We start from the raw sequence: 18,513 nt of genomic DNA, 5'->3' as shown, positions 1-18,513 counted from the left end.
GGAATTCACCCCCGTCAGGATAGGCTGTCTGCCCGAACGAGAAACTGGTGCCACGCCTGATGAATGCCGATTTGCGAACTTCTGACAGAATGAACTCATCCCCATGTCACGCCTGTCCTGACCATACTCCGGTTACCGATACGATAGAATGGCCGCAAACGTCGAAAACATGTCTGGAATTAAGATTTATCAGCGACGATCCTCGCCTAGGCGGATGCGAGGGTCAGGCCCCACTGAGCCTAAGCTGTCAGTTCTGGGCAAGCTGAAATGCGAATACTTGATTTCATGTCCGCTATCTGCTTCACGATCATTAAAAGCGGGCTGCCGTGCTCGCCTTAAAATATCGGCTTTCGGAATAACTGCATCCACGCGAATAAGTCCGCCATGAGGCGAGTGCCGCCTGTCCACTTAATTCCTGATCTCAGTGGTTCTGAACCGGGTCATCTCATGAGTGGGCAGTCTGACCGGCAATGCGGCACAGGGCCGTATTGTCATATGCCCGATATCCAGCAATCGTCTGCCCCACAAGTCCAATAATCGCCTTCGCGACGGTTTCTGCGTCAATTGCGCCATATCTGGCAAGCCTGCCGGCCATGAGCGGCGCCAGTGTTGTCGCCAATCGCTGGGCGATTGCCTCCATCGGTCGTGCCTGTGCACGGTGGCCCAGCAGCATGCCGGGGCGCAGGATGTCCACACGGCTGAAACCGACCGTCCTGATATCCCGTTCGATCGCGCCTTTGGTCCTGAGGTAAAAACCGGGACCACCCGCTCCCACGGAAGATACGAGAATAAACCGGCGCGCGCCAAGCGCATGCGCACCTCTGGCAAAAGCGAGGACGTAGTCATGATCCACGCGGAACATGGCCGCCTGCGATCCCGCGGCACGAATTGTCGTGCCCAGACAGGAAATCGCCACGTCAGAGCCAGTTAGGGCTACAGCCCGTAATGTCGCGTCAGGTGCCGCGCACAGGCGTTCGAAATCAATGACATGATCGGCACCGGATGATTTCCGGCGCGTCAGGCTGGTGACGACGGTATCAGGCCGCGGGGCAAGGTTCGCATCAACAAGATGCCCGATCAGGCCGGTACCACCGATAAGCAGAGCGCGCGTTGTCATCTCAGGATCAGATTGGTGATGACGTCGGTCAGCTTGCCGAAGGGTGGCTGAAGCAGCGTTGCCGCATTGAAACGCCCCTGTCGGTACACGCCACGGGCATGGGTGAGCGCAATGAAGCCTTCCTTTCCATGATAGGCCCCGATGCCACTGTCTCCCACACCGCCAAACGGCAGATCGTCCTGCACATAATGCATCAATGTGCCGTTGATCGTAACATTCCCTGAAACCGTGTTCTTCAGCACCCTGTCGCGTTCAACGCGGTTATCGCCAAAATAATACAGGGCCAGGGGTCGGGGTCGTGCGTTGATGAAGGCAATCGCTTCGTTAAGGCTCCTGTAGGTCAGCACGGGTAGGACGGGTCCGAAAATCTCCTCCTGCATCACCGCCATCTGCGGTGTCACATCAAGCAGCAGCGCTGGCGCCAGAACATGATCCGTAGCTGAGTCGCTCCCCAGCCGGATCACCCGCGCGCCCTGTGTTTCAGCATTGCCGATCAGACCGCTCAGCCGCTCGTAATGATGCTGGTTGAGGATGGCTGTATAATCGGGTGACCCTACATAACCACCCGGATGCTGCTTTTTCACGGCGTCCTGATAGGCTGCGGCAAAAGCGTCCCTGTCGTTTTCATGAACCAGCACATAATCCGGCGCGATGCAGGTCTGCCCGGCATTGGTCAGCTTGCCGAATGCCACGCGCTCCGCCACCCGCTGCATGGAAAAACCGGGCGCGATCACTACGGGCGACTTGCCGCCCAGTTCGAGCGTCACCGGGGTCAGATTGCGAGCGGCTGCCTCGGCGACCTTTTTTCCGACTGCCGTGCTACCCGTGAACAGGATATGATCGAACGACAGGGCCGAGAACGCAGCGCCCACTTCGCCACCGCCGGTCACGACAGAAACCTGCTCCGCTGGAAAGATGGCCTGAACGATCTCACTAATCACCGCTGATGTCGCCGGTGTGAATTCAGAGGGTTTGAGCATAGCCCGGTTGCCGGCTGCGATTGCTGTCGCCAGCGGCACAAGGGCCAGAGAGACCGGATAATTCCACGGCGCGATAATGCCCACAACCCCCACAGGCTGCCGCACCACCCAGGCGCGACCGCACTGGAAATAGGCCGAGACGTGGCGACGCTGCGGTTTCATCCAGTGGCCCAGATGGGCGATCATGTAATTGATCGACTGCACCAGCGGGATCAGTTCCACAATGGCGCTTTCGTGTTCCGACCGCTGGCCAAAATCCGTGTTCAGGGCGCGCACGATCTCGGTGCGCCGTTTCAGGATCTCGGCCTTCAGGCGCCGCAGGTCGGTCCGGCGCTGTTTCAGGTCGGGTGGCCCGGCCTGCAGGAACGCGGTGCGCTGACGGTCAAGAATACGGTGCAGGTCAGCGGATGTAATATCGGACATTGCGGCCTCCATGTTTACAGGAGTAACTTATGCGGGCAGGGTATGAAGCATGACGATCTGGTGTCAATGAAAGTTTCTTGTGTAAACATGGGCCTCACGAATGAGTGAAACCAAAGACCGCCCCTACCATCACGGTGACCTGCGCCGCGCCCTGATCGATACCGCTCTGGACATGCTGGCGGCAGACCAGAACTGGACATTCACCTTGCGGGAAGTGGCGCGGCGCACGGGTGTCAGCCACGCGGCCCCTTACAAGCATTTCCAGGATCGCGAGATGCTGCTGCGTGAACTGGCCCGGATCGGGTTTGTCAGGCTTGGGGAGAGCCTGACAGGGGCCATGTCTCTGGGGCTGCCTTCCACGCGCGCGCAATTCATGGCCGCGGCGCAGGCCTGTATCGGGTTTGCCTGTCAAAATCCCGGTCTTTATCGCCTGATGTTCAGTTCCGATGCCGACAAGACAATAGACGCGCCGCTACATGATGCGGCCATGAAGACCTTCGGGGTGCTTCTGAGGCTTCTGGAAAAGGGGCAACGTGACGGCAGCTTCCGGCCGGTTGCCGTCAGCACTCTGGCGGCAGCAAGCTGGGCACAGGTACACGGCCTGGCCATGCTGGCAATCAGTAACCAGTTGCTTGAAGAGAAGGTCGGGCCAGCGCCAGTCCCGGCGGCGCTGGACGTGTTGCTGAATGGCATGAGCTGCAGCGATTGAAGCGCGTCTCGCGGCACAAAAGTCTTCAGGTCGTCGAGACCTATATCGACAAGGCCAGCATCAAGGCCCGGCACCCGGGAAGGTCGAGATTCTGAGCCTGTCTCGACCCCTTCTTCTGAAAGTGCCTCCTCTCGCCTTCAGGTGTGAAGATGCCCCGGGCAGACACGAGGCACCAGCGGATATATCCGCTTCGTAGATCATGCCTGCCCTATTCGAAGATAATTTTTCCCTGCATGAACAGCCGGAATGGAATGTCTGACTTAAGGGAGGAAACGGACAGTCAACTGTCGATAAGGGCTACCAAAAACAGCCTTTCTCAGTATTCACATTCATGACGGGGCATAGAACTATTCAGGTGGCTTCATCCAGCACGCGACAATTATAACGTAGGCATCTAAATAGTTTCTATATTTAAAATGCAATCTTCTTTTACTGTAAAAAGCTTGCGAAGACAATAGGGTATCAACGAGCAAGTGGATAATCGGTATAGCCTTCTACGCCCTGCGAATACCAGGTGCGGATATCGTCCTTGTTCAGGGGCAGATTGTTTTCCAGACGACGCACGAGGTCCGGATTAGCGATGAATGGACGGCCGAATGAAATGGCGTCCGCGACACCGGTTGCGATTGTCTCGACCGCTTCATCCCGTGTGTAGCCCAGATTCAGAACCATCGGCTTCTTGAAGACTTCGCGGATCGGACCATGCAGCTTGGGCTGATCGATCTTGTCGCACGTGCCATCCGGTCCGGGTTCGCGCAGTTCAAGAAAAGCGATGTCAAGGTCGTTCAACAGCTTTGCCGTCGGCACAAAAACCTGCTCGGGACGGCTGTCGATGCAGCCCTCTGTATCGCCATTAGGGGAAAGCCTTACTGACGTTTTGTCCGCGCCAATCGTTGCGATCACGCGTTCCGTGACTTCACGCAGGAAGCGGATGCGGTTTTCCGGCGAACCGCCATATTCGTCGGAACGGTGATTGGTGCCATCCCGCAGGAATTCGTCGATCAGATAACCGTTGGCGGCATGAATCTGCACACCGTCAAAGCCTGCCTGAAGGGCATTGCGAGCAGCGTTTTCATAGTCGTTCAGAATGCGGGCAATGTCCTCCCTGGTGAGAGGACGGGCGATTTCGGGAGCCTGTTTGCCGTCATAAGTATGGAGAGCTTCAGGTGCTTTTGTCGCCGAGCAGGACACAGGCTGCTGGCCCGTCACGCTGGAATGCACCATCCGACCCATATGCCAAAGTTGGGCCACGATTTTTCCGCCCTTGGCGTGGACTGCAGCGGTGATGGGCTTCCAGGCTTCCACCTGTTCCTGCGACCATAGACCCGGCGCATAAGGCCAGCCAAGACCTTCGCGGCTGATCCCGGTCGCCTCCGAGATGATCAGACCGGCTCCAGCGCGTTGCGCGTAATATTCTGCCATGATGGGAGTGGGCACATGCTCACGGGTGCCCCGGGCGCGTGTGAGCGGTGCCATGAGAATTCTGTTTCTGGCGTAAATGCTTCCCAGTTCGATCGGCTCAAACAGGCTGGGCATGACAGATCCTTCCTAAAAGACGCAGTTCCTATGAACTGCGGAAGACTCACGAGGATAACAACAGGAGGCCTACTACCTCGTCTGACTTGAGGTGAGTGTTGCCTATCTGCTTAATTCTTGAAGCCGACGGACAGCTTTGGAGGAAAGCGGATTGTCCACTCTCAAACCACAGAAGCACAGACCGGACGCATCAATTTATGATCTTCCCGAAAGTATTCCATTCAGACAGAGTTACATTTATCAAAGAATTTTTCGCCCCCATTAGTCTGCGAAAATCTCGTCTGGTAAGAGAAAGTCTATATGGACAATAGAGGCCCGTAGCTTATTTTGGGGACTATATGGTTTATAGAAAACAAATTATAGCCCCCGCTTCCTCATTATTCATTATATAATGACAACAATACTCTCCCATGCCTGCATACGGATGGCGCTGCCCTCAATCTGTTTTCTATCCATATTACTTGCAATAACACGCTTTACTTTTTGCCCCTCAGGCAAGGGAAACGTTTTTTCGTTATCAGAGAAATTCAGAACAACCAGTGCTCTGTTTGTAGAATCTTCCCGGATATAGGCATAGATCTGCGAACCATCCGGAGAAATATCTTTGTATGTTCCATGGATCAGAACAGGGAACTGTTTTCTTGTCCGGATCATTTTCCTGTAAAAGGAAAGTACGGATCCGGGGTCAGAAGATTCTCGGGAGCCATTGATTGTGCGGAAATTCGGATTGACGGGCATCCAGGGTTTCACCGCTGAAAATCCGGCGTTAGCCCCTTCATTCCATTGCATGGGTGTTCGGGCATTGTCCCGTGTCGTTGCGGCCAGATTTGCAAGCATTTCCCGGGAGGAAATTCGTCCCGACTCAACCTGCAGGCGCCATTCATTATGCGCAAATACATCGTCGAACTGATCTATTGATCTGAACGGAAAATTGGTCATGCCAATTTCCTGCCCCTGGTAGATAAATGGCGTGCCACGCAGGGAAAGCATCATCGTTGCCAGAAGTTTCGCCGAGCGATCTCTGTATTCGGGTAATTGCGATCCATAACGTGACACCGAGCGTGAGTAATCATGGTCTTCCAGCCAGACAACGGGCCACGTCGTGGGGTGATCGTCAAAACTGTTATCACGATTGAATGCGCGCAGGTCGCTTAGATGAAAAGTTCCCTTACGCCATGCATCGACATTATCTTTGATCTGAAAATCGAAGCGAAATCCAGACGAAAGTTCCTTGTTTCGTGAATCTGTAATGCGCGCATATTCATCGCGGTTCACGCCCCAGTTTTCGCCAACAGAATATAGTTCTGTGTTCTTGAAAACGTGCTCGTACATATCTTTCAGATAGAAACTGAGCCGGTCTCCATGATCGGCAAACGTCTTCCGCGCCGGAATTTCTTCCGGAGTGAGATCGTACAGCTTTTCCGGTTTCGCGATGAAGGTAATCGCATCGAACCGGAAACCAGCAACACCTTTGCTGGCCCAGAACTTCAGGATCGCGTAAAGCTCGGCACGAACTTCAGGGTTCTCCCAGTTCAGATCCGGCTGCTGTGCTTCAAACGAGTGCAGATAATACTGGCCTGTCTTCTGATCCAGGGTCCAGGCCGCCCCCCCAAACTGCGTCTGCCAGTTCGTGGGCGGACCGCCATTTTTCCCATCGTGCCAGTGATAGAAGTTGCGGTAGCGATTATTTCTGGATGATCTGCTTTCCATAAACCATGGATGCTGGTCGCTCGTATGATTGAAAACCATATCGAGAATGACACGAATCCCAAGTTGCTTCGCCCCCGCCAGAAAGGCATCAAAATCTTCCATGGTGCCAAAGTCCGGCATGATCTTGCGATAGTCTCGCACGTCATACCCGTTATCGACATTGGGAGAGTCGAAACAGGCAGCAACCCAGATCGCATTAACGCCCAGTTCCGCGAGGTATTCCAGCCTGTCTTTCATACCGATAAAATCCCCGATACCGTCAGAATTTCCATCCTGAAAGGAACGGGGATAAATCTCGTAGAACACGCTGCTCTTCCACCATGGGGCGCGGGATTGAGCCCGAGCTGATGCAGATGCGCTCGCCCAGAATCCAACAGCCAGAGGGAATAAGCTTCGGCGACTCATGTCAAGGCCGGTCATGGAAAGCTCCTAAGGAAGTATGAGAAGAAAAAATCCGCTGCGTCAGGGCAAACCTGCGCAGCGGACATCATCAGACTGCCTTCACCAGGCGACATCGGTTGTTTCGATCCACTTCTGGATGGATGTGTGCTGAGGCGCCCATCCAAGCAGCCGTCGTGCATTGACGGCCCGCACCCGACTGTTGGAGCCAATGGCAAAGCGTGCCCAGTCGCCCAGTTCTGCAATGGCGTCGTCTGCTGGCCAGCTCTGGGTCTTTCCTTCAAAGCCAAGCGCATTGCTGATGGCGGTTGCGATCTCGATGAAAGACGCCTCGCCATTTTCGGCGTAAAAATAGGACGCTGAGGGCGCTTTTTCCAAAGCCAGACGATAAAGCTCTGCAAGGTCGCGGATATGGACGTTCGACCAGCGGTTCAGCCCTGTTCCGATATAAGCACCGGCACCGACTTTCCGCGATTGTGCATACAGCTTGGGGAGTTGATCGCTTTTTGCCGACAACCCAAGAGATTCCCCGTAGATCATTGTCGGGCAGAAAACGATGGTCCTGATTCCGTCGCGGACTCCGGCAATCCGGACGATTTCATTGATTTCAACGCGATCCTTGCGGATGTCCATCGGGACAAAAGGAGTGTCATCCGCGAAGACATCCCGCCGCTCATAGGCTCCCCGGGCATCATCGCCGACAACGCTCGATCCGGATGTGTGGATGAAAGCCTTGCCACTGCCTTTCAGGGCTTCAAGAAACGTCTGGACAGATGCCAGGTGATCGGAGTTGGCCGCATGAATGACGGCGTCAGCAGCCCTGGCTTCTTCCGCCAGAAGAGCGGCGTCATCCAGCGATCCCAGAACAGGTGAAATACCGATTTCCTGAAGGGCTTGTGCCTTTTTAGCCTGACGCACGAGACCACGGACTTCATGGCCGAAGTCTGTCAGATAGCGTGCAACGGAACCGCCAATGTAGCCAGTTGCGCCTGTGAGAAAGATTTTCATGTTTCACTGTCTCCAAAGAGTTTGGATCGTCTCCAGAAACTTGCTCTTTGAACGATGAATGGACTAGAGATCATGAATTCACAATCACTATGAATTCAGAGCACAGATATGTTGAGAGACGTCAACCGGTCGGGTGAAATGGAAGTATTTGTGGCTGTTGTGGAAGCCGGATCGTTTTCCGAAGCTGCGCGCCGGCTTGACATGTCACCCTCTGCCGTTAGCAAGTTGGTGTCACGTCTGGAGGCGCGGCTGGAAACACGGCTGCTCAACCGCTCAACGAGGTCCATTGATTTGACGACCGAAGGTGAGCGCTTCCATCGCGAGAGCCTGTGTATTCTGGACCAGATGACGGCGCTGGAAGAGGGGCTTTTGCATGAAACGCCCCAACCGACGGGAGACGTTCGGGTCAACATGAACCTGCCGTTCGGTCTTCAGTGCGTGCTTGATCTTCTGCCCGGATTTCTGGCCTGCTATCCGGGAATCCGGCTCTGTGTGGATATGACAGATCAGGTTGTGGATCTTGTAGAGCATCATGCCGACGTCGCCATTCGTGTCGGTCCGATGCGGGATTCAGGACTTCTGCAGCGCAAGCTCATGGAGACGCATTTCGTCACCGTGGCCACTCCGTCATATCTGGAGAGCCATGGTACTCCTGAAACGGTCAATGAACTGGAAAAACATAACTGTCTGACGTTCGCTTTCCGACGGCAAATGCCTGAGTGGAAGTTCCGCGATGAAACCGGACAGCCACGAACCTTCAACCCAAGGGGCAATCTCCTTTTGGGAGATGGAGAAAGCATGCGCCGCCTGACGCTCGCAGGCACCGGGATTGCACAGCTTTCGCTGTTTCAGGTTCACGAAGACCTCGCGGCAGGGAAACTTGTCCCAGTGCTCGAAAGATTTGCCGCGCGGGAGCCACAGACCGTGCACGCCGTCTTTATGGGACCCAATCGTTATATGCCGCAAAGAGTGCGTGTCTTTGTCGACTATCTGGCCACAAATCTCCGAGCTGATCATCAAGCTACCAAAGAGATGAGGTCTGTGTGGTAATGTCCGCTTTAGGAATAGTCGCGGTTGTCTTGCCTGATCCGAGATGAGGGCGAGCGTTGACAGTCGGACTTATCGCCTCGCAGCCCGGTGTTTTCGACAAAAAAGAAATCTTTCGTTCTTAAACAGTCCGACAATCAGACCATTCTGGCAACTGCATCAATCAGTTCCCTCCCGGAAAAATCCAAGTATCCCAGATGAGGGCGTATGCTAGCCGTCAGCCCGGGATTACTTTGCGTTTCAATGTTTTGGCGGAACAATGGCCAGTTGCTCACGAACACTCGGACGCTCCTGCATTCGCGCGAACCAGGCTAAAAGCGCCACGTACTCCTGCGGGATCGGCAATTTTACAGCATTGGCGAATATAAAACCCCCAATGACTGCAATATCCGCCATTGAGAAAGCCTCACCGGCTATGAAAGGCTGTTTCTGCAGCACCCCATCAAAATAGTGCATTCCGCGCAGAGCCTTATCGCGCTGGCGTAGGCCCCATTCCCGGTTCTGGTAGACTTCCACATCGGGACCGAGACCTGGTGTGGCATGATGAAAATAGACGCTGATGGCGTCCAGCATCTCGATCTCGGCGCGTTTTGTCATCATCTGGATTACACCCTTCTCAAGCGGCGTTCGGCCGGTCAGTGTGGGTTCGCCGTCGAGCACATCAAGATAGACCGTGATTGCCGTACATTCAGCGAGGCAAATTCCATCATCCAGTTCAAGAACTGGCAACGTTCCGGAATAATTTTTGGCGCGGAAAGCAGGTGTCTTGTGTTCTCCCTTCCACAGGTTGATCGGCACGAACGCGACGTGGGATAGAAGATTCTTTTCTGCTAGGGCAATCCGCACACGGGCTGGATAGGGCCCTGTGGGCCAGTCATAAATTTTCATTGGAGCAGCCTTATTGGCATCGAAAGCGAAAATATCAGGCGTTATCCGGACATTCCCCCAGCCTTTCGGCACAGGGACTGTCCGGCAGCGCTCCCCTACGGCGTTGACTGAAACGCCTTTCGTCCTTCTGAATCCAATGCCGCAAAATCTTCATCGGACAGTGTGATGCTGGCAGCAGCAACGTTCTGCTCCAGATGCGCGACCTTCGATGTGCCGGGGATTGGCAGCATCACCGGGCTGCGTTTCAGGATCCATGCCAGTGCGATCTGGCTTGGGTGCGCGCCGTATTTCCCTGCCATGATGTCTAGGATTGAGCCCGGCTTCGCGAGATCGCCTGCGGCGAGCGGAAACCAGGGGATAAACCCGATGTTCTGCGCCGTGCAATAATCGAGCACGTCCTCGCTGGTGCGATCGACAAGATTATAGCGGTTCTGAACGGTTGCTACGTCAAAGAACTTCGACGCCGCCTTAATGTCGTCGACGGATACTTCGCTCAATCCCGCGTGACGGATCAGTTTCTGGTCGATGAAAGACCTGACCGCATCGAACTGTTCATCGGCCGGGACCTTGGGATCGATCCGGTGCAACTGCCACAGATCGATCTGCTCGACGCCGAGATTGCGCAGGCGCCTCAGCGTGCGGATGGCCTCGTCGTGATCGGCGGGCGGTCCCCATATGCCCGGGCCTGTGATGCGCATCGCGCCAAAGCCAAGCCGATGAATGGCGAGATCGCCGCCGATCGTAAAGGTGCCCGCGTGGGCGGCGTTAGCGAATGAATGGGTCATGGCCCTCATTCCTTTTTTCCAGCGAATGGGTGGGGATCAGTCATTCCGTCAGGCTGCGAAGCCACCATCGATGTTGTATGCGGCACCCGTGATGATGCCAGCTTCTGGCCCGGCAAGATACGCGACCAGTCCTGCAATCTCCGCGCCCGTGGCATGGCGTTTGATCGCCATGAAGTCGTGCATCACATCCTTCAGCGGCCCATCGGCAGGGTTCATGTCGGTATCGGTGGGGCCGGGCTGGACAACGTTGACGGTGATGCCGCGCGCCCCGAAATCACGCGCCAGTCCCTTGACCATGCCTTTCAGTGCCGCCTTGCTGGCGCTGTAGGCAGCAAGGCCAGTCATCGGCATCCGGTCTGCATTGGCGGAACCGATCAGGATGATGCGGCCCCCGTCGGGCATGGTCCGTGCGGCAGCAACCGCCGCATGATAAGGCGCGTGGATATTGATGCGGAAAAGCCGGTCGATGGCGTCCGGCGGCATGTCCAGTGGATCACCCGCACCAAGAATCCCGGAATTGACGACCAGCACGTCCAAGGCACCGAGCGAAGCGATCAGCGCGATAAGAGCGTCGCGGTCGCCACTGTCGGCACGCAGGGCCCTGCTTCCGGTCTCGGCCGCCAAAGCCTGGGCGTCATCAGGGGAGGACAGATACGTGAAAACGACTTTCGCGCCATCCGTTGCGAAGCGACGCACGATGGCGGCCCCAATCCCGCGACTGCCGCCCAGCACGAGAACGGATTTACCATGAAAGCTGGTCATGACCGCGTTTCCCTCAACGCCAGAATTTCCGCCAGTCTGTCGAACGCTGGCTGGTAGATGTGTGTCGGCATTCTGGCCTCCATGCTGGCAGCGTGTTCGGCCGATGCTTCGAACTGACCGCGCCAGCGGATAAACGTGCGATCATCATCCGTTATGGGCAAAAGCGTAATGGTTGAGCGGTAGTTCCGGATCGGCAGAGCCGATTCAATGATCGAGAACGTCACCGCATGATCCACGTCGGACAACGCCAGAAGCTGTTCACGGATGACACCGACATCACCCATTTCAACCCGGCGGATTGCGCCGACACGGTCGCCGGGATCATCGCCTTCGATCACGCAGCTTTTCACGCCCGGCAACCATCGACCAAGGGTGCCGAAATCACGGATCAGCCCCCAGACGGATGATATGGGTGCATTCAGGACGCTGCTGGCCATAACGTGGATCATACGGACTCCCCCTGCCCTTTTCTGTGCGCGTTCAAAGTGACTGGCCTCCCGTCACCTCAATGCGCTGGCCATTTACCCAGTGCATGTCGTCGGACAGGAGACCATGGACCGCGGCTCCAATGTCGTCAGGTTGGCCGACACGCCCCAGCGGCGTAATCTCCGCGAGGCTTTTGTTGACCGTGGCATCGTCACGGACCAGACCGCCGCCGAAGTCCGATGCGACCGCTCCGGGGGCAACAGCATTGACGGTAATGCCCCGCGCGCCCAGTTCTTTTGCCATATAGAGCGAGATGACTTCGGTCGCGGCTTTCATGGCCGCGTAGGGCCCATGATCCGGCAGATAGAAGCGCGTCGCGGCAGAGGTGATGTTGAGAATGCGGCCCCCATCACGGATCAGGGGCAGAAGGGCTACCGTCAGCAGGTACGGGCCCTTGAAGTGAATGTTGTACTGATTGTCGAGCTGTTCGGATGTCGCGGCATCAAAGCGGGTGTGGATGATGTTGCCCGCGTTCTGGACAACATAATTCAGTTCCCCCTGCCCGAACTCGTTTGCAAGAAGGGCTTTGACCCGCCCTGCAAAATTCATGAACGACGCATGGTTCGCGATGTCCAGTTGCAGCATGCGCAGCTTTGCGCCCTCGTGGCTGAGGGCGATCTCGGCTGCTTTCGCTTCGTCTTCATTAGCGTGATAAGTGCCGATCACGTTGATACCGGCGGCTGTCAGATGCTTCGCGATACTGTAGCCGATGCCGCGATTGGCACCCGTGATGAATGCGATTTTTGGTTTGCTCATAATCGGATTCCTTGAGGAGGCATGGCGTCGCGTTCCGTAAACGCCACTTCCATACCAATCGATCCATAATATGGACATGAAGCAGGGTCAAGGATTTGTGGACCGACTGATATGGAATGCTCGCAATGAATCCGGATCGTCTCGCCGCCATCAACCCGTCAGCGTTTTTTTAGCCCGCTTTTCTGTTCCCTGCTTTACCACGTTGATATCCCACAATGTCAGGAGAGACGTGACGGCCGCATCCAGAGTGTCCGGACGCATCCCGTCCCGGGCTTCGCATGTCATGCCGTGGAAGAAAGTCGTGAGAATATCGGGCAGCACATCTGTCGCCGGGGATGCGTTCAATTCGCCATTGGCGATGGCACGTTGCACGCAAGCCCTGATGCCCGTACGCGTGCGCTGTCGTTCCGCCGCAAGAAGGGCGCGGACGGGCTCGTTTTCAGGTGAACAATTGCTGGCGCCTGACACGACCAGGCACCCGGTCGGATGCGTGCAGGCAGACTGCATGCGTGCCGAGCCGCGCAACGCCCGCTCGATAGCCTCACGCGGGGGCAGGCTTTCATCCCACAAAGGTGCCATGACCTGCCCATACGTTGCCAGATAATGCTGCACGACTTCCCGGAACAGGGCTTCTTTCGAGCCAAACGCGGCATAAAAGCTTGCGGGCGAAATATTGCCCATGCTGGCCTTGAGCTGGGTCAGGGAGGTCGGCTCATACCCCTGCGCCCAGAAAAGCGCCGTGGCAGCGTCAATCGCCCTGTCGCGGTCAAATTCACGGGGACGCCCGGTCCGCGCCATGCTGTTGCTCCTTCCAGAAGACTTCCATATTAAGTGATCCAGAAGTGATTGCCAAGGTTACTGTCCCTCTATATGCGTATCGTTCGATCCATATATGAGCGCCCCATGAACCCGACCATCACATCGCCCATCCAAAAAACCGATGAGCACCTGCCGGTCGCTGGCCTGCTCGCGCTGGCCATGACCGGCTTCATCTGTATCATGACTGAAACCCTGCCAGCGGGTCTGTTGCCCGAGATCGGCGCGGGTCTGCATATTTCTCCGGCTCTCGCCGGACAGATGGTGACAGCCTATGCCATAGGCTCACTGAGTGCAGCGATCCCGCTCACACTCGCCACGCAGCGATGGCGGCGCAGGAGGGTTCTGCTGCTAGCGATCATCGGTTTCGTGGCGTTCAATTCCATTACCGCGTTTTCGACGCATTACGGCGCAACCCTTGTGGCCCGGTATGGAGCAGGTGCCGCGGCAGGTCTCGCCTGGGCGTTGCTGGCAGGCTACGCGCGTCGGATGGTGACGCGCGCGCAACAGGGGCGTGCTTTGGCCATCGCCATGGTGGGCACGCCGATCGCGCTCTCGCTGGGTGTCCCCGCCGGGACATGGCTGGGCGCTGCAGTCGGCTGGCGTCTGGCTTTCTGGATCATGTCGGGCCTGACCGTGCTGCTGATCGCATGGGTGCTGGCCAAGGTTCCAGATTTTCCCGGTGCCGCGCATGACGAACGTCTGCCGTTCCGACATGTTCTGTACATGCCCGGCGTGCGGTCTGTCCTCGGTGTCGTGATGGCCTGGATGCTCGCGCATAATGTTCTCTACACCTACATCGTGCTGTTCGTGACACCGGCCGGGCTGGCGGGGCAAGCAGATCGCATTCTGCTGCTGTTCGGGGTCGCCGCCCTCATCGGCATCTGGTTGACCAGCCGCACGGTCGATCACGCCCTGCGCCTGTCCGTCCTGCTCAGCCTTGCCATATTCGCGGTCGTCGCAGCGGCATTTGCCGTCGGATCAGCATCACCTGCGGTCATCATGATCGGTGTCACGATATGGGGACTGACATTTGGTGGCGCCGCAACCTTGCTCCAGACAGCACTTGCCGATGCGGCTGGCGATGGCGCGGATGTCGCGCTGTCGATGAATGTGGTGGCATGGAATAGTGCCATAGCCGGTGGGGGCCTTCTGGGCGGTGTGCTGCTCGACACATGGGGTGCGGCGTCATTCCCCTGGGCCGTGATGGGGCTCGCTGCTGTCGGCTTCCTGATCGCATGGCAGGCCCGGTCCCACGGATTTCGGCCCGGCCACCGGCTCGGACATGGGGGCGAGAGCTAAAAATTCGATGGGAACGGGTTGGTGAGTAGCAAGGCAATGGCGAAGGCGATTGACCTTGTTAACACCGGTGACCAACTGTTCCATTGCTCCCCGAGGAAAGTCCCGGATGATTATCCGGGACTTTCCGACCTTGAACTTTAATGTTCTGAAAGAAATTGCTCTCGCGACAGTTTTTTTATGATCCCGATATTCACCATCCCTGTTCGGTGGGCAGAACGAACAGTTCTGCGACATCCATTCGGGATGGTGATTTCAGCGCAAACAGGATTGTGTCAGCAATATCCTCGCCTTCCAGACAGGTCATGGAAGCGGCCAGGTTATCCATCTGCTTGCGGTAAGCGGGGTCCGTAATCTGCTCGTACAGTTCCGACTTCACGGCGCCCGGTTGAATGCAGGTGACGCGGATATTGTGCTTTGGCCCGATCTCCATCCTGAGCCCATCGGAAAACGCCGTGACAGCAGCCTTGGTGGCGCAATAGACAGCCAGGCCAGTAAAGACTTTCCGGCCCGCAATCGAAGACATATTGAAGATATGGCCTGAATGCTGTGCGATCATCTGTGGAAGAACCGCCGCCGTTGCATTGAGAACACCGGACACGTTGACGTCCACCATACGCTGCCATTCATCCACTTTCAGGCTGTCAACGTTTGACAGAGGCATCAGGCCCGCATTGTTGACCAGCACATCAATCCTGCCGAACCGGGCGATAAGGATGTCTGCTGCAGCCTTGCATGACGTGAGATCCGTAACGTCGGTTGGAAGGGCAACCGCTTTGCCGCCTGCCCCGGTGATTTCCGTCACCAGTGCGTCCAGACGGTCCTTGCGCCGTGCTGCCAGACCGACAATAACGCCTTCTGTTGCAAGTTTGCGTGCTGTTGCAGCGCCTATCCCGCTGGAAGCGCCGGTAACAAGTGCGACCTTACCCTTGATACTCATGATAATCTCCGCGCAATTTGTTTAAAAAAGATCGGGGAAACAGGTAAAGACCACGGAAGATGGCTTCTCTCGCCCTCTTGCTAAAACCATTGTGATTTTGCGATTTTGTAAGTTGATCTGGACAATTCACGGCACGGCTGAAAGGTAAACCGGATGCTGCACCCGCATCGTTCTTCGCTGCACGCCGCCAGTTATGCTCTGGAGGACCGTATTCCGGGCCGCAAAATCGGACAAAGCCAGGGGGCGGCATGGAACGAGGCTGAGGCGCAGATATTCCGTCGACCGCAACACGAAGATGAGGTGCTAGTTCCGGCCGTGGCCGAACCTTTGCTGGTCTGGGTCATCTCGGGAGAAGCCCAGATCGAGGAACGCGAACTGACAGGGGACTGGACGAAAAGTGAGGCCAGATCCGGATCATTTTTCCTGACACAGACCGATGCACCTTACCTCATGCGCTGGCAGGCTGATCCGGACCGTCCGTTTGAAGTCCTGCATCTTTATCTAGGCCTTACTCTGGTGAACCGGGCCGCCCGATCGTTGGGGCTTAATCCGTCACACCTCTCCATACGCGACATTTCCGGTGTTCAGGACGCATTCATCTCTGGCGTGCTGACAGGCCTGACGGCTGAGATCAAGACGCCTCATTCGGCCAGTTCTCTATTTGTGAACGGACTTCTGGAAGGTCTGACCGTCCATCTTCTGCGTCATTATGCCCGCGCACAGCCTTCGCCCACGCCCAGACCCGCACAACTGCCAGCGTGGAAGCTGCGCAAGGCGCTTGATCATATGGAGGCCCATCTCGCCGAACCGTTCGATCTCGATTTTCTGGCCGGGTTGTGCGCGATGAGCCGGTTTCATTTCAGCCGGTCATTTCACAACACCATGGGGCAAAGCCCATCACGCTGGTTTATCCAGCGGCGTGTGGAACATGCGAAGGAACTTCTATCCAAGACCAACAGATCCGTGATCGAGATTGCCCTGACCATTGGTTATGAGAGCCCGAGCCATTTCGCACAGGTATTTCGCAAGGAAACGAGCATGAGCCCCCGCGACTATAGGAAGCTATGATGCTGCCGGATAAGGCGGCTATCGTCTTTCTGCTTCAAATATATTGAACAGATGCCGATTATGTCCTGCTCAACAAGAAACTGTATGATCCATTTTTGGAACAAAAATTTACGAGGACTGTATGGATGTCGATTTTAAAATAATGACTAGCCGTCCGAACTGTCCAGACCAACGCAGCGATACCCAGTCATTCTGGCGCGATCAGACCTTGCCTTTTGTCGAGAGCCGCCGCGCCTGCCAGAGTGGGGCCTGTTACAGGCCCCACCATCACCCGACCTTTTCCATTGGTGCTGTCGATGGTGGCACCAGCGTTTTCACAGGCGCTGCCGGTGGCCCGGTTCTCCTGTCTTCTGGAACGCTCGTCTTCATACCGGCATCACGTGTTCATGCATGTAACCCGGCTCCCGACACAGCATGGAGCTATCAGATGCTGCATCTGGATGCCGCGTGGCTCCAGACTGTTCGGCGGGATTATGCGCGAGCCGAATTGATGGAAGATGAGCCGGTGCGTATTGTGACCAATCCGGGGATCTATGCCCGCTTCTGCCGCCTCAATACGCTGCTGTTCGAAGAAGCCGATCCGATTGAGAAGGAGGCCGCGTTGATCGAGTGTGTCCAAGACTACGACAGCAAACAGGGGCTTCTTATTGAAAGACCGCTTGTTCCCCCAAACATGGCCGAACAGATCCAACCGGCCCTGGACTATCTGTGTGCCCGGCCCACCGTCAGTACTACCTTGGACAAATTGGCAGCCCTGGCAGGCATGAGCCGCTATCAAGTCATCCGGGCATTCCGTACTGTCACCGGCATGACACCACACGCTTGGCAACTCAACCAGCGCGTCAACCTTGCCAAAGAGTGGATTCAAAACGAGAACAGCCTCGCAGACGTGGCCCAGCACCTTGGTTTTGCGGATCAGGCCCACTTCCAGCGAGTGTTCAAGGCGCATACCGGCGTGACGCCTGGCCGCTTTCGAGCCTAATGCTGATGGCGGCGCGGCTGCAATTTTCTTCAATACAAAAGATGCTTTGGCCAGCACACTGCGTGGAAAAAACGACGAGTGTGTCCTGAATGCAGCCATTCCTGATGATCGCCGCAGCGCATTTCCTGGCGCTGCTTTCTCCCGGCCCCGACTTCTTCCTGATCGCCCGAAACTCGCTATCTTCCAGCTGGCGGGTCGCCAGCGGTGCCTGTCTGGGTATTGCTGTCGCCAATGGTGTGTTCATCGTAGCCGCATTCGCCGGAATTGCCGTGCTGAGCCGAGAAAGCGCATGGTTTGTGATCCTTCAACTGACCGGCTGCGCTTATCTGCTCTATCTCGGCGTGCTGTTCATTCGCCATGCTGGCACCAGTGGGTTAGGAAGTGTGCTGACTCAGGACAGCCATCTCGCACGATCCCGTCTTTGCTTCGCTGCCTGGCGCCGCGCCGCCAGCATGGGCTTCCTGTCAGGGATTCTTAACCCCAAGAACGCACTATTTTACGCTAGTCTGGCTGCAATGCTGCCTGGGCCGCACGCCAGCGCGGGCTGGAAAGCGATCTATGGCATCTGGATGTTCAGCGTCGTGCTGCTGTGGGATCTGCTGGTGGCGGTCATGATCGGCAACCAGACAATCCTGCGGCACTTCGCGCGGGCGCTGCCGTGGTTGGAGCGCATTTCCGGTGCCATGCTGATTCTGCTGGCTGTAGGCGTCATCATTTTTCTGATGCGTTGAGAAGCCCGGCTGGCCTTCTGAAGTCATTGGCCTGACCCTTGGGTGTTTAATCCCGGCGTTTGATGATGTGG

At 56.4% G+C, this 18,513-nt stretch carries 18 protein-coding genes; 6 read left to right on the top strand and 12 right to left on the bottom strand.

Annotated elements, in window-relative coordinates; translation table 11 throughout:
- Positions 1 to 445: 445 nt before the first annotated feature.
- Positions 446 to 1,117: an NAD(P)H-binding protein gene (locus R5N89_RS15275; protein ID WP_110569759.1), complete on the bottom strand. Its 672-nt coding sequence runs from the start codon at positions 1,115 to 1,117 to the stop codon at positions 446 to 448.
- Positions 1,114 to 2,520 (bottom strand): coniferyl aldehyde dehydrogenase, encoded by a 1,407-nt coding sequence (locus R5N89_RS15270; RefSeq protein ID WP_110569781.1) that lies wholly within the window; start codon positions 2,518 to 2,520, stop codon positions 1,114 to 1,116. Before R5N89_RS15270 ends, R5N89_RS15275 begins: the two co-directional genes overlap by 4 nt.
- 100 nt (positions 2,521 to 2,620) lie before the next feature.
- On the opposite strand from R5N89_RS15270, the gene R5N89_RS15265 reads away from it, so the two are divergent.
- On the top strand, positions 2,621 to 3,229 hold the full coding sequence (locus R5N89_RS15265) for a TetR/AcrR family transcriptional regulator (RefSeq protein WP_110569758.1): 609 nt from the start codon (positions 2,621 to 2,623) through the stop codon (positions 3,227 to 3,229).
- A gap of 462 nt (positions 3,230 to 3,691) precedes the next feature.
- Here R5N89_RS15265 and R5N89_RS15260 read toward each other — a convergent pair whose 3' ends face one another.
- From R5N89_RS15260 to R5N89_RS15250, 3 genes are all read right to left on the bottom strand, one after another.
- Entirely contained in the window at positions 3,692 to 4,765 is a 1,074-nt protein-coding gene (locus tag R5N89_RS15260; protein ID WP_110569757.1) for an alkene reductase, read from the bottom strand.
- Between the two features lie 384 nt (positions 4,766 to 5,149).
- Positions 5,150 to 6,895 (bottom strand): alpha-glucosidase, encoded by a 1,746-nt coding sequence (locus R5N89_RS15255; RefSeq protein WP_110569756.1) that lies wholly within the window; start codon positions 6,893 to 6,895, stop codon positions 5,150 to 5,152.
- 81 nt (positions 6,896 to 6,976) lie between these two features.
- A complete protein-coding gene (locus R5N89_RS15250) occupies positions 6,977 to 7,882 on the bottom strand; it encodes an NAD-dependent epimerase/dehydratase family protein (RefSeq protein WP_110569755.1) in 906 nt (301 codons plus the stop codon).
- A gap of 108 nt (positions 7,883 to 7,990) precedes the next feature.
- Here R5N89_RS15250 and R5N89_RS15245 point away from each other — a divergent pair, with 108 nt between their 5' ends.
- The gene (locus R5N89_RS15245) at positions 7,991 to 8,932 is read left to right on the top strand and encodes a LysR family transcriptional regulator (RefSeq protein ID WP_110569754.1); all 942 of its coding nucleotides are present in this window, start codon (positions 7,991 to 7,993) and stop codon (positions 8,930 to 8,932) included.
- A 237-nt stretch (positions 8,933 to 9,169) separates the two neighbouring features.
- On the opposite strand, the gene R5N89_RS15240 is transcribed toward R5N89_RS15245, so the two are convergent.
- The 6 genes from R5N89_RS15240 to R5N89_RS15215 all read right to left on the bottom strand — a co-directional run bounded on the left by R5N89_RS15240 (position 9,170) and on the right by R5N89_RS15215 (position 13,404).
- Complete coding sequence (locus R5N89_RS15240) at positions 9,170 to 9,817, bottom strand: glutathione S-transferase (RefSeq protein ID WP_110569753.1); 648 nt, start codon at positions 9,815 to 9,817, stop codon at positions 9,170 to 9,172.
- 95 nt (positions 9,818 to 9,912) lie between these two features.
- Positions 9,913 to 10,602, bottom strand: a complete 690-nt coding sequence (locus tag R5N89_RS15235) for an aldo/keto reductase (RefSeq protein ID WP_110569752.1) — start codon at positions 10,600 to 10,602, stop codon at positions 9,913 to 9,915.
- Between the two features lie 48 nt (positions 10,603 to 10,650).
- On the bottom strand, positions 10,651 to 11,364 hold the full coding sequence (bdcA, locus tag R5N89_RS15230) for an SDR family oxidoreductase (protein ID WP_110569751.1): 714 nt from the start codon (positions 11,362 to 11,364) through the stop codon (positions 10,651 to 10,653).
- On the bottom strand, positions 11,361 to 11,813 hold the full coding sequence (locus R5N89_RS15225; RefSeq protein ID WP_110569750.1) for an SRPBCC family protein: 453 nt from the start codon (positions 11,811 to 11,813) through the stop codon (positions 11,361 to 11,363). Before R5N89_RS15225 ends, bdcA begins: the two co-directional genes overlap by 4 nt.
- A 31-nt stretch (positions 11,814 to 11,844) precedes the next feature.
- On the bottom strand, positions 11,845 to 12,606 hold the full coding sequence (locus R5N89_RS15220) for an SDR family NAD(P)-dependent oxidoreductase (RefSeq protein WP_110569749.1): 762 nt from the start codon (positions 12,604 to 12,606) through the stop codon (positions 11,845 to 11,847).
- 150 nt (positions 12,607 to 12,756) lie between these two features.
- The gene (locus R5N89_RS15215) at positions 12,757 to 13,404 is read right to left on the bottom strand and encodes a TetR/AcrR family transcriptional regulator (protein WP_110569748.1); all 648 of its coding nucleotides are present in this window, start codon (positions 13,402 to 13,404) and stop codon (positions 12,757 to 12,759) included.
- Between the two features lie 105 nt (positions 13,405 to 13,509).
- Here R5N89_RS15215 and R5N89_RS15210 point away from each other — a divergent pair, with 105 nt between their 5' ends.
- Positions 13,510 to 14,724: an MFS transporter gene (locus tag R5N89_RS15210; RefSeq protein WP_110569747.1), complete on the top strand. Its 1,215-nt coding sequence runs from the start codon at positions 13,510 to 13,512 to the stop codon at positions 14,722 to 14,724.
- 190 nt (positions 14,725 to 14,914) lie between these two features.
- Here the strand turns inward: R5N89_RS15210 and R5N89_RS15205 are convergent, their stop codons facing one another.
- Complete coding sequence (locus R5N89_RS15205) at positions 14,915 to 15,661, bottom strand: SDR family oxidoreductase (RefSeq protein ID WP_110569746.1); 747 nt, start codon at positions 15,659 to 15,661, stop codon at positions 14,915 to 14,917.
- 153 nt (positions 15,662 to 15,814) lie between these two features.
- Here R5N89_RS15205 and R5N89_RS15200 point away from each other — a divergent pair, with 153 nt between their 5' ends.
- The 3 genes from R5N89_RS15200 (at position 15,815) to R5N89_RS15190 (ending at position 18,442) form a co-directional block, all read left to right on the top strand.
- Positions 15,815 to 16,729: a helix-turn-helix domain-containing protein gene (locus R5N89_RS15200; RefSeq protein ID WP_110569745.1), complete on the top strand. Its 915-nt coding sequence runs from the start codon at positions 15,815 to 15,817 to the stop codon at positions 16,727 to 16,729.
- 121 nt (positions 16,730 to 16,850) lie between these two features.
- Complete coding sequence (locus R5N89_RS15195) at positions 16,851 to 17,711, top strand: AraC family transcriptional regulator (protein ID WP_208624711.1); 861 nt, start codon at positions 16,851 to 16,853, stop codon at positions 17,709 to 17,711.
- A gap of 89 nt (positions 17,712 to 17,800) precedes the next feature.
- Positions 17,801 to 18,442, top strand: coding sequence for a LysE family translocator (locus R5N89_RS15190; protein WP_110569744.1), 642 nt, complete (start codon positions 17,801 to 17,803; stop codon positions 18,440 to 18,442).
- The last annotated feature ends 71 nt before the right edge of the window (positions 18,443 to 18,513 follow it).

Source organism: Komagataeibacter sucrofermentans DSM 15973 (assembly GCF_040581405.1).
Taxonomy (GTDB): Bacteria; Pseudomonadota; Alphaproteobacteria; order Acetobacterales; family Acetobacteraceae; genus Komagataeibacter; species Komagataeibacter sucrofermentans.
Note: the sequence above shows the minus strand (reverse complement) of the source record. Positions and strands in the feature narration are given on the sequence as shown.

What these genes read in the sequence shown, in the direction of transcription:
- R5N89_RS15275 (WP_110569759.1), bottom strand. Translation starts at nt 1,117, where the DNA reads ATGACAACGCGCGCTCTGCTTATCGGTGGTACCGGCCTGATCGGGCAT.
- R5N89_RS15270 (WP_110569781.1), bottom strand. Translation starts at nt 2,520, where the DNA reads ATGTCCGATATTACATCCGCTGACCTGCACCGTATTCTTGACCGTCAG.
- R5N89_RS15265 (WP_110569758.1), top strand. Translation starts at nt 2,621, where the DNA reads ATGAGTGAAACCAAAGACCGCCCCTACCATCACGGTGACCTGCGCCGC.
- R5N89_RS15260 (WP_110569757.1), bottom strand. Translation starts at nt 4,765, where the DNA reads ATGCCCAGCCTGTTTGAGCCGATCGAACTGGGAAGCATTTACGCCAGA.
- R5N89_RS15255 (WP_110569756.1), bottom strand. Translation starts at nt 6,895, where the DNA reads ATGACCGGCCTTGACATGAGTCGCCGAAGCTTATTCCCTCTGGCTGTT.
- R5N89_RS15250 (WP_110569755.1), bottom strand. Translation starts at nt 7,882, where the DNA reads ATGAAAATCTTTCTCACAGGCGCAACTGGCTACATTGGCGGTTCCGTT.
- R5N89_RS15245 (WP_110569754.1), top strand. Translation starts at nt 7,991, where the DNA reads ATGTTGAGAGACGTCAACCGGTCGGGTGAAATGGAAGTATTTGTGGCT.
- R5N89_RS15240 (WP_110569753.1), bottom strand. Translation starts at nt 9,817, where the DNA reads ATGAAAATTTATGACTGGCCCACAGGGCCCTATCCAGCCCGTGTGCGG.
- R5N89_RS15235 (WP_110569752.1), bottom strand. Translation starts at nt 10,602, where the DNA reads ATGACCCATTCATTCGCTAACGCCGCCCACGCGGGCACCTTTACGATC.
- bdcA (WP_110569751.1), bottom strand. Translation starts at nt 11,364, where the DNA reads ATGACCAGCTTTCATGGTAAATCCGTTCTCGTGCTGGGCGGCAGTCGC.
- R5N89_RS15225 (WP_110569750.1), bottom strand. Translation starts at nt 11,813, where the DNA reads ATGATCCACGTTATGGCCAGCAGCGTCCTGAATGCACCCATATCATCC.
- R5N89_RS15220 (WP_110569749.1), bottom strand. Translation starts at nt 12,606, where the DNA reads ATGAGCAAACCAAAAATCGCATTCATCACGGGTGCCAATCGCGGCATC.
- R5N89_RS15215 (WP_110569748.1), bottom strand. Translation starts at nt 13,404, where the DNA reads ATGGCGCGGACCGGGCGTCCCCGTGAATTTGACCGCGACAGGGCGATT.
- R5N89_RS15210 (WP_110569747.1), top strand. Translation starts at nt 13,510, where the DNA reads ATGAACCCGACCATCACATCGCCCATCCAAAAAACCGATGAGCACCTG.
- R5N89_RS15205 (WP_110569746.1), bottom strand. Translation starts at nt 15,661, where the DNA reads ATGAGTATCAAGGGTAAGGTCGCACTTGTTACCGGCGCTTCCAGCGGG.
- R5N89_RS15200 (WP_110569745.1), top strand. Translation starts at nt 15,815, where the DNA reads ATGCTGCACCCGCATCGTTCTTCGCTGCACGCCGCCAGTTATGCTCTG.
- R5N89_RS15195 (WP_208624711.1), top strand. Translation starts at nt 16,851, where the DNA reads ATGGATGTCGATTTTAAAATAATGACTAGCCGTCCGAACTGTCCAGAC.
- R5N89_RS15190 (WP_110569744.1), top strand. Translation starts at nt 17,801, where the DNA reads ATGCAGCCATTCCTGATGATCGCCGCAGCGCATTTCCTGGCGCTGCTT.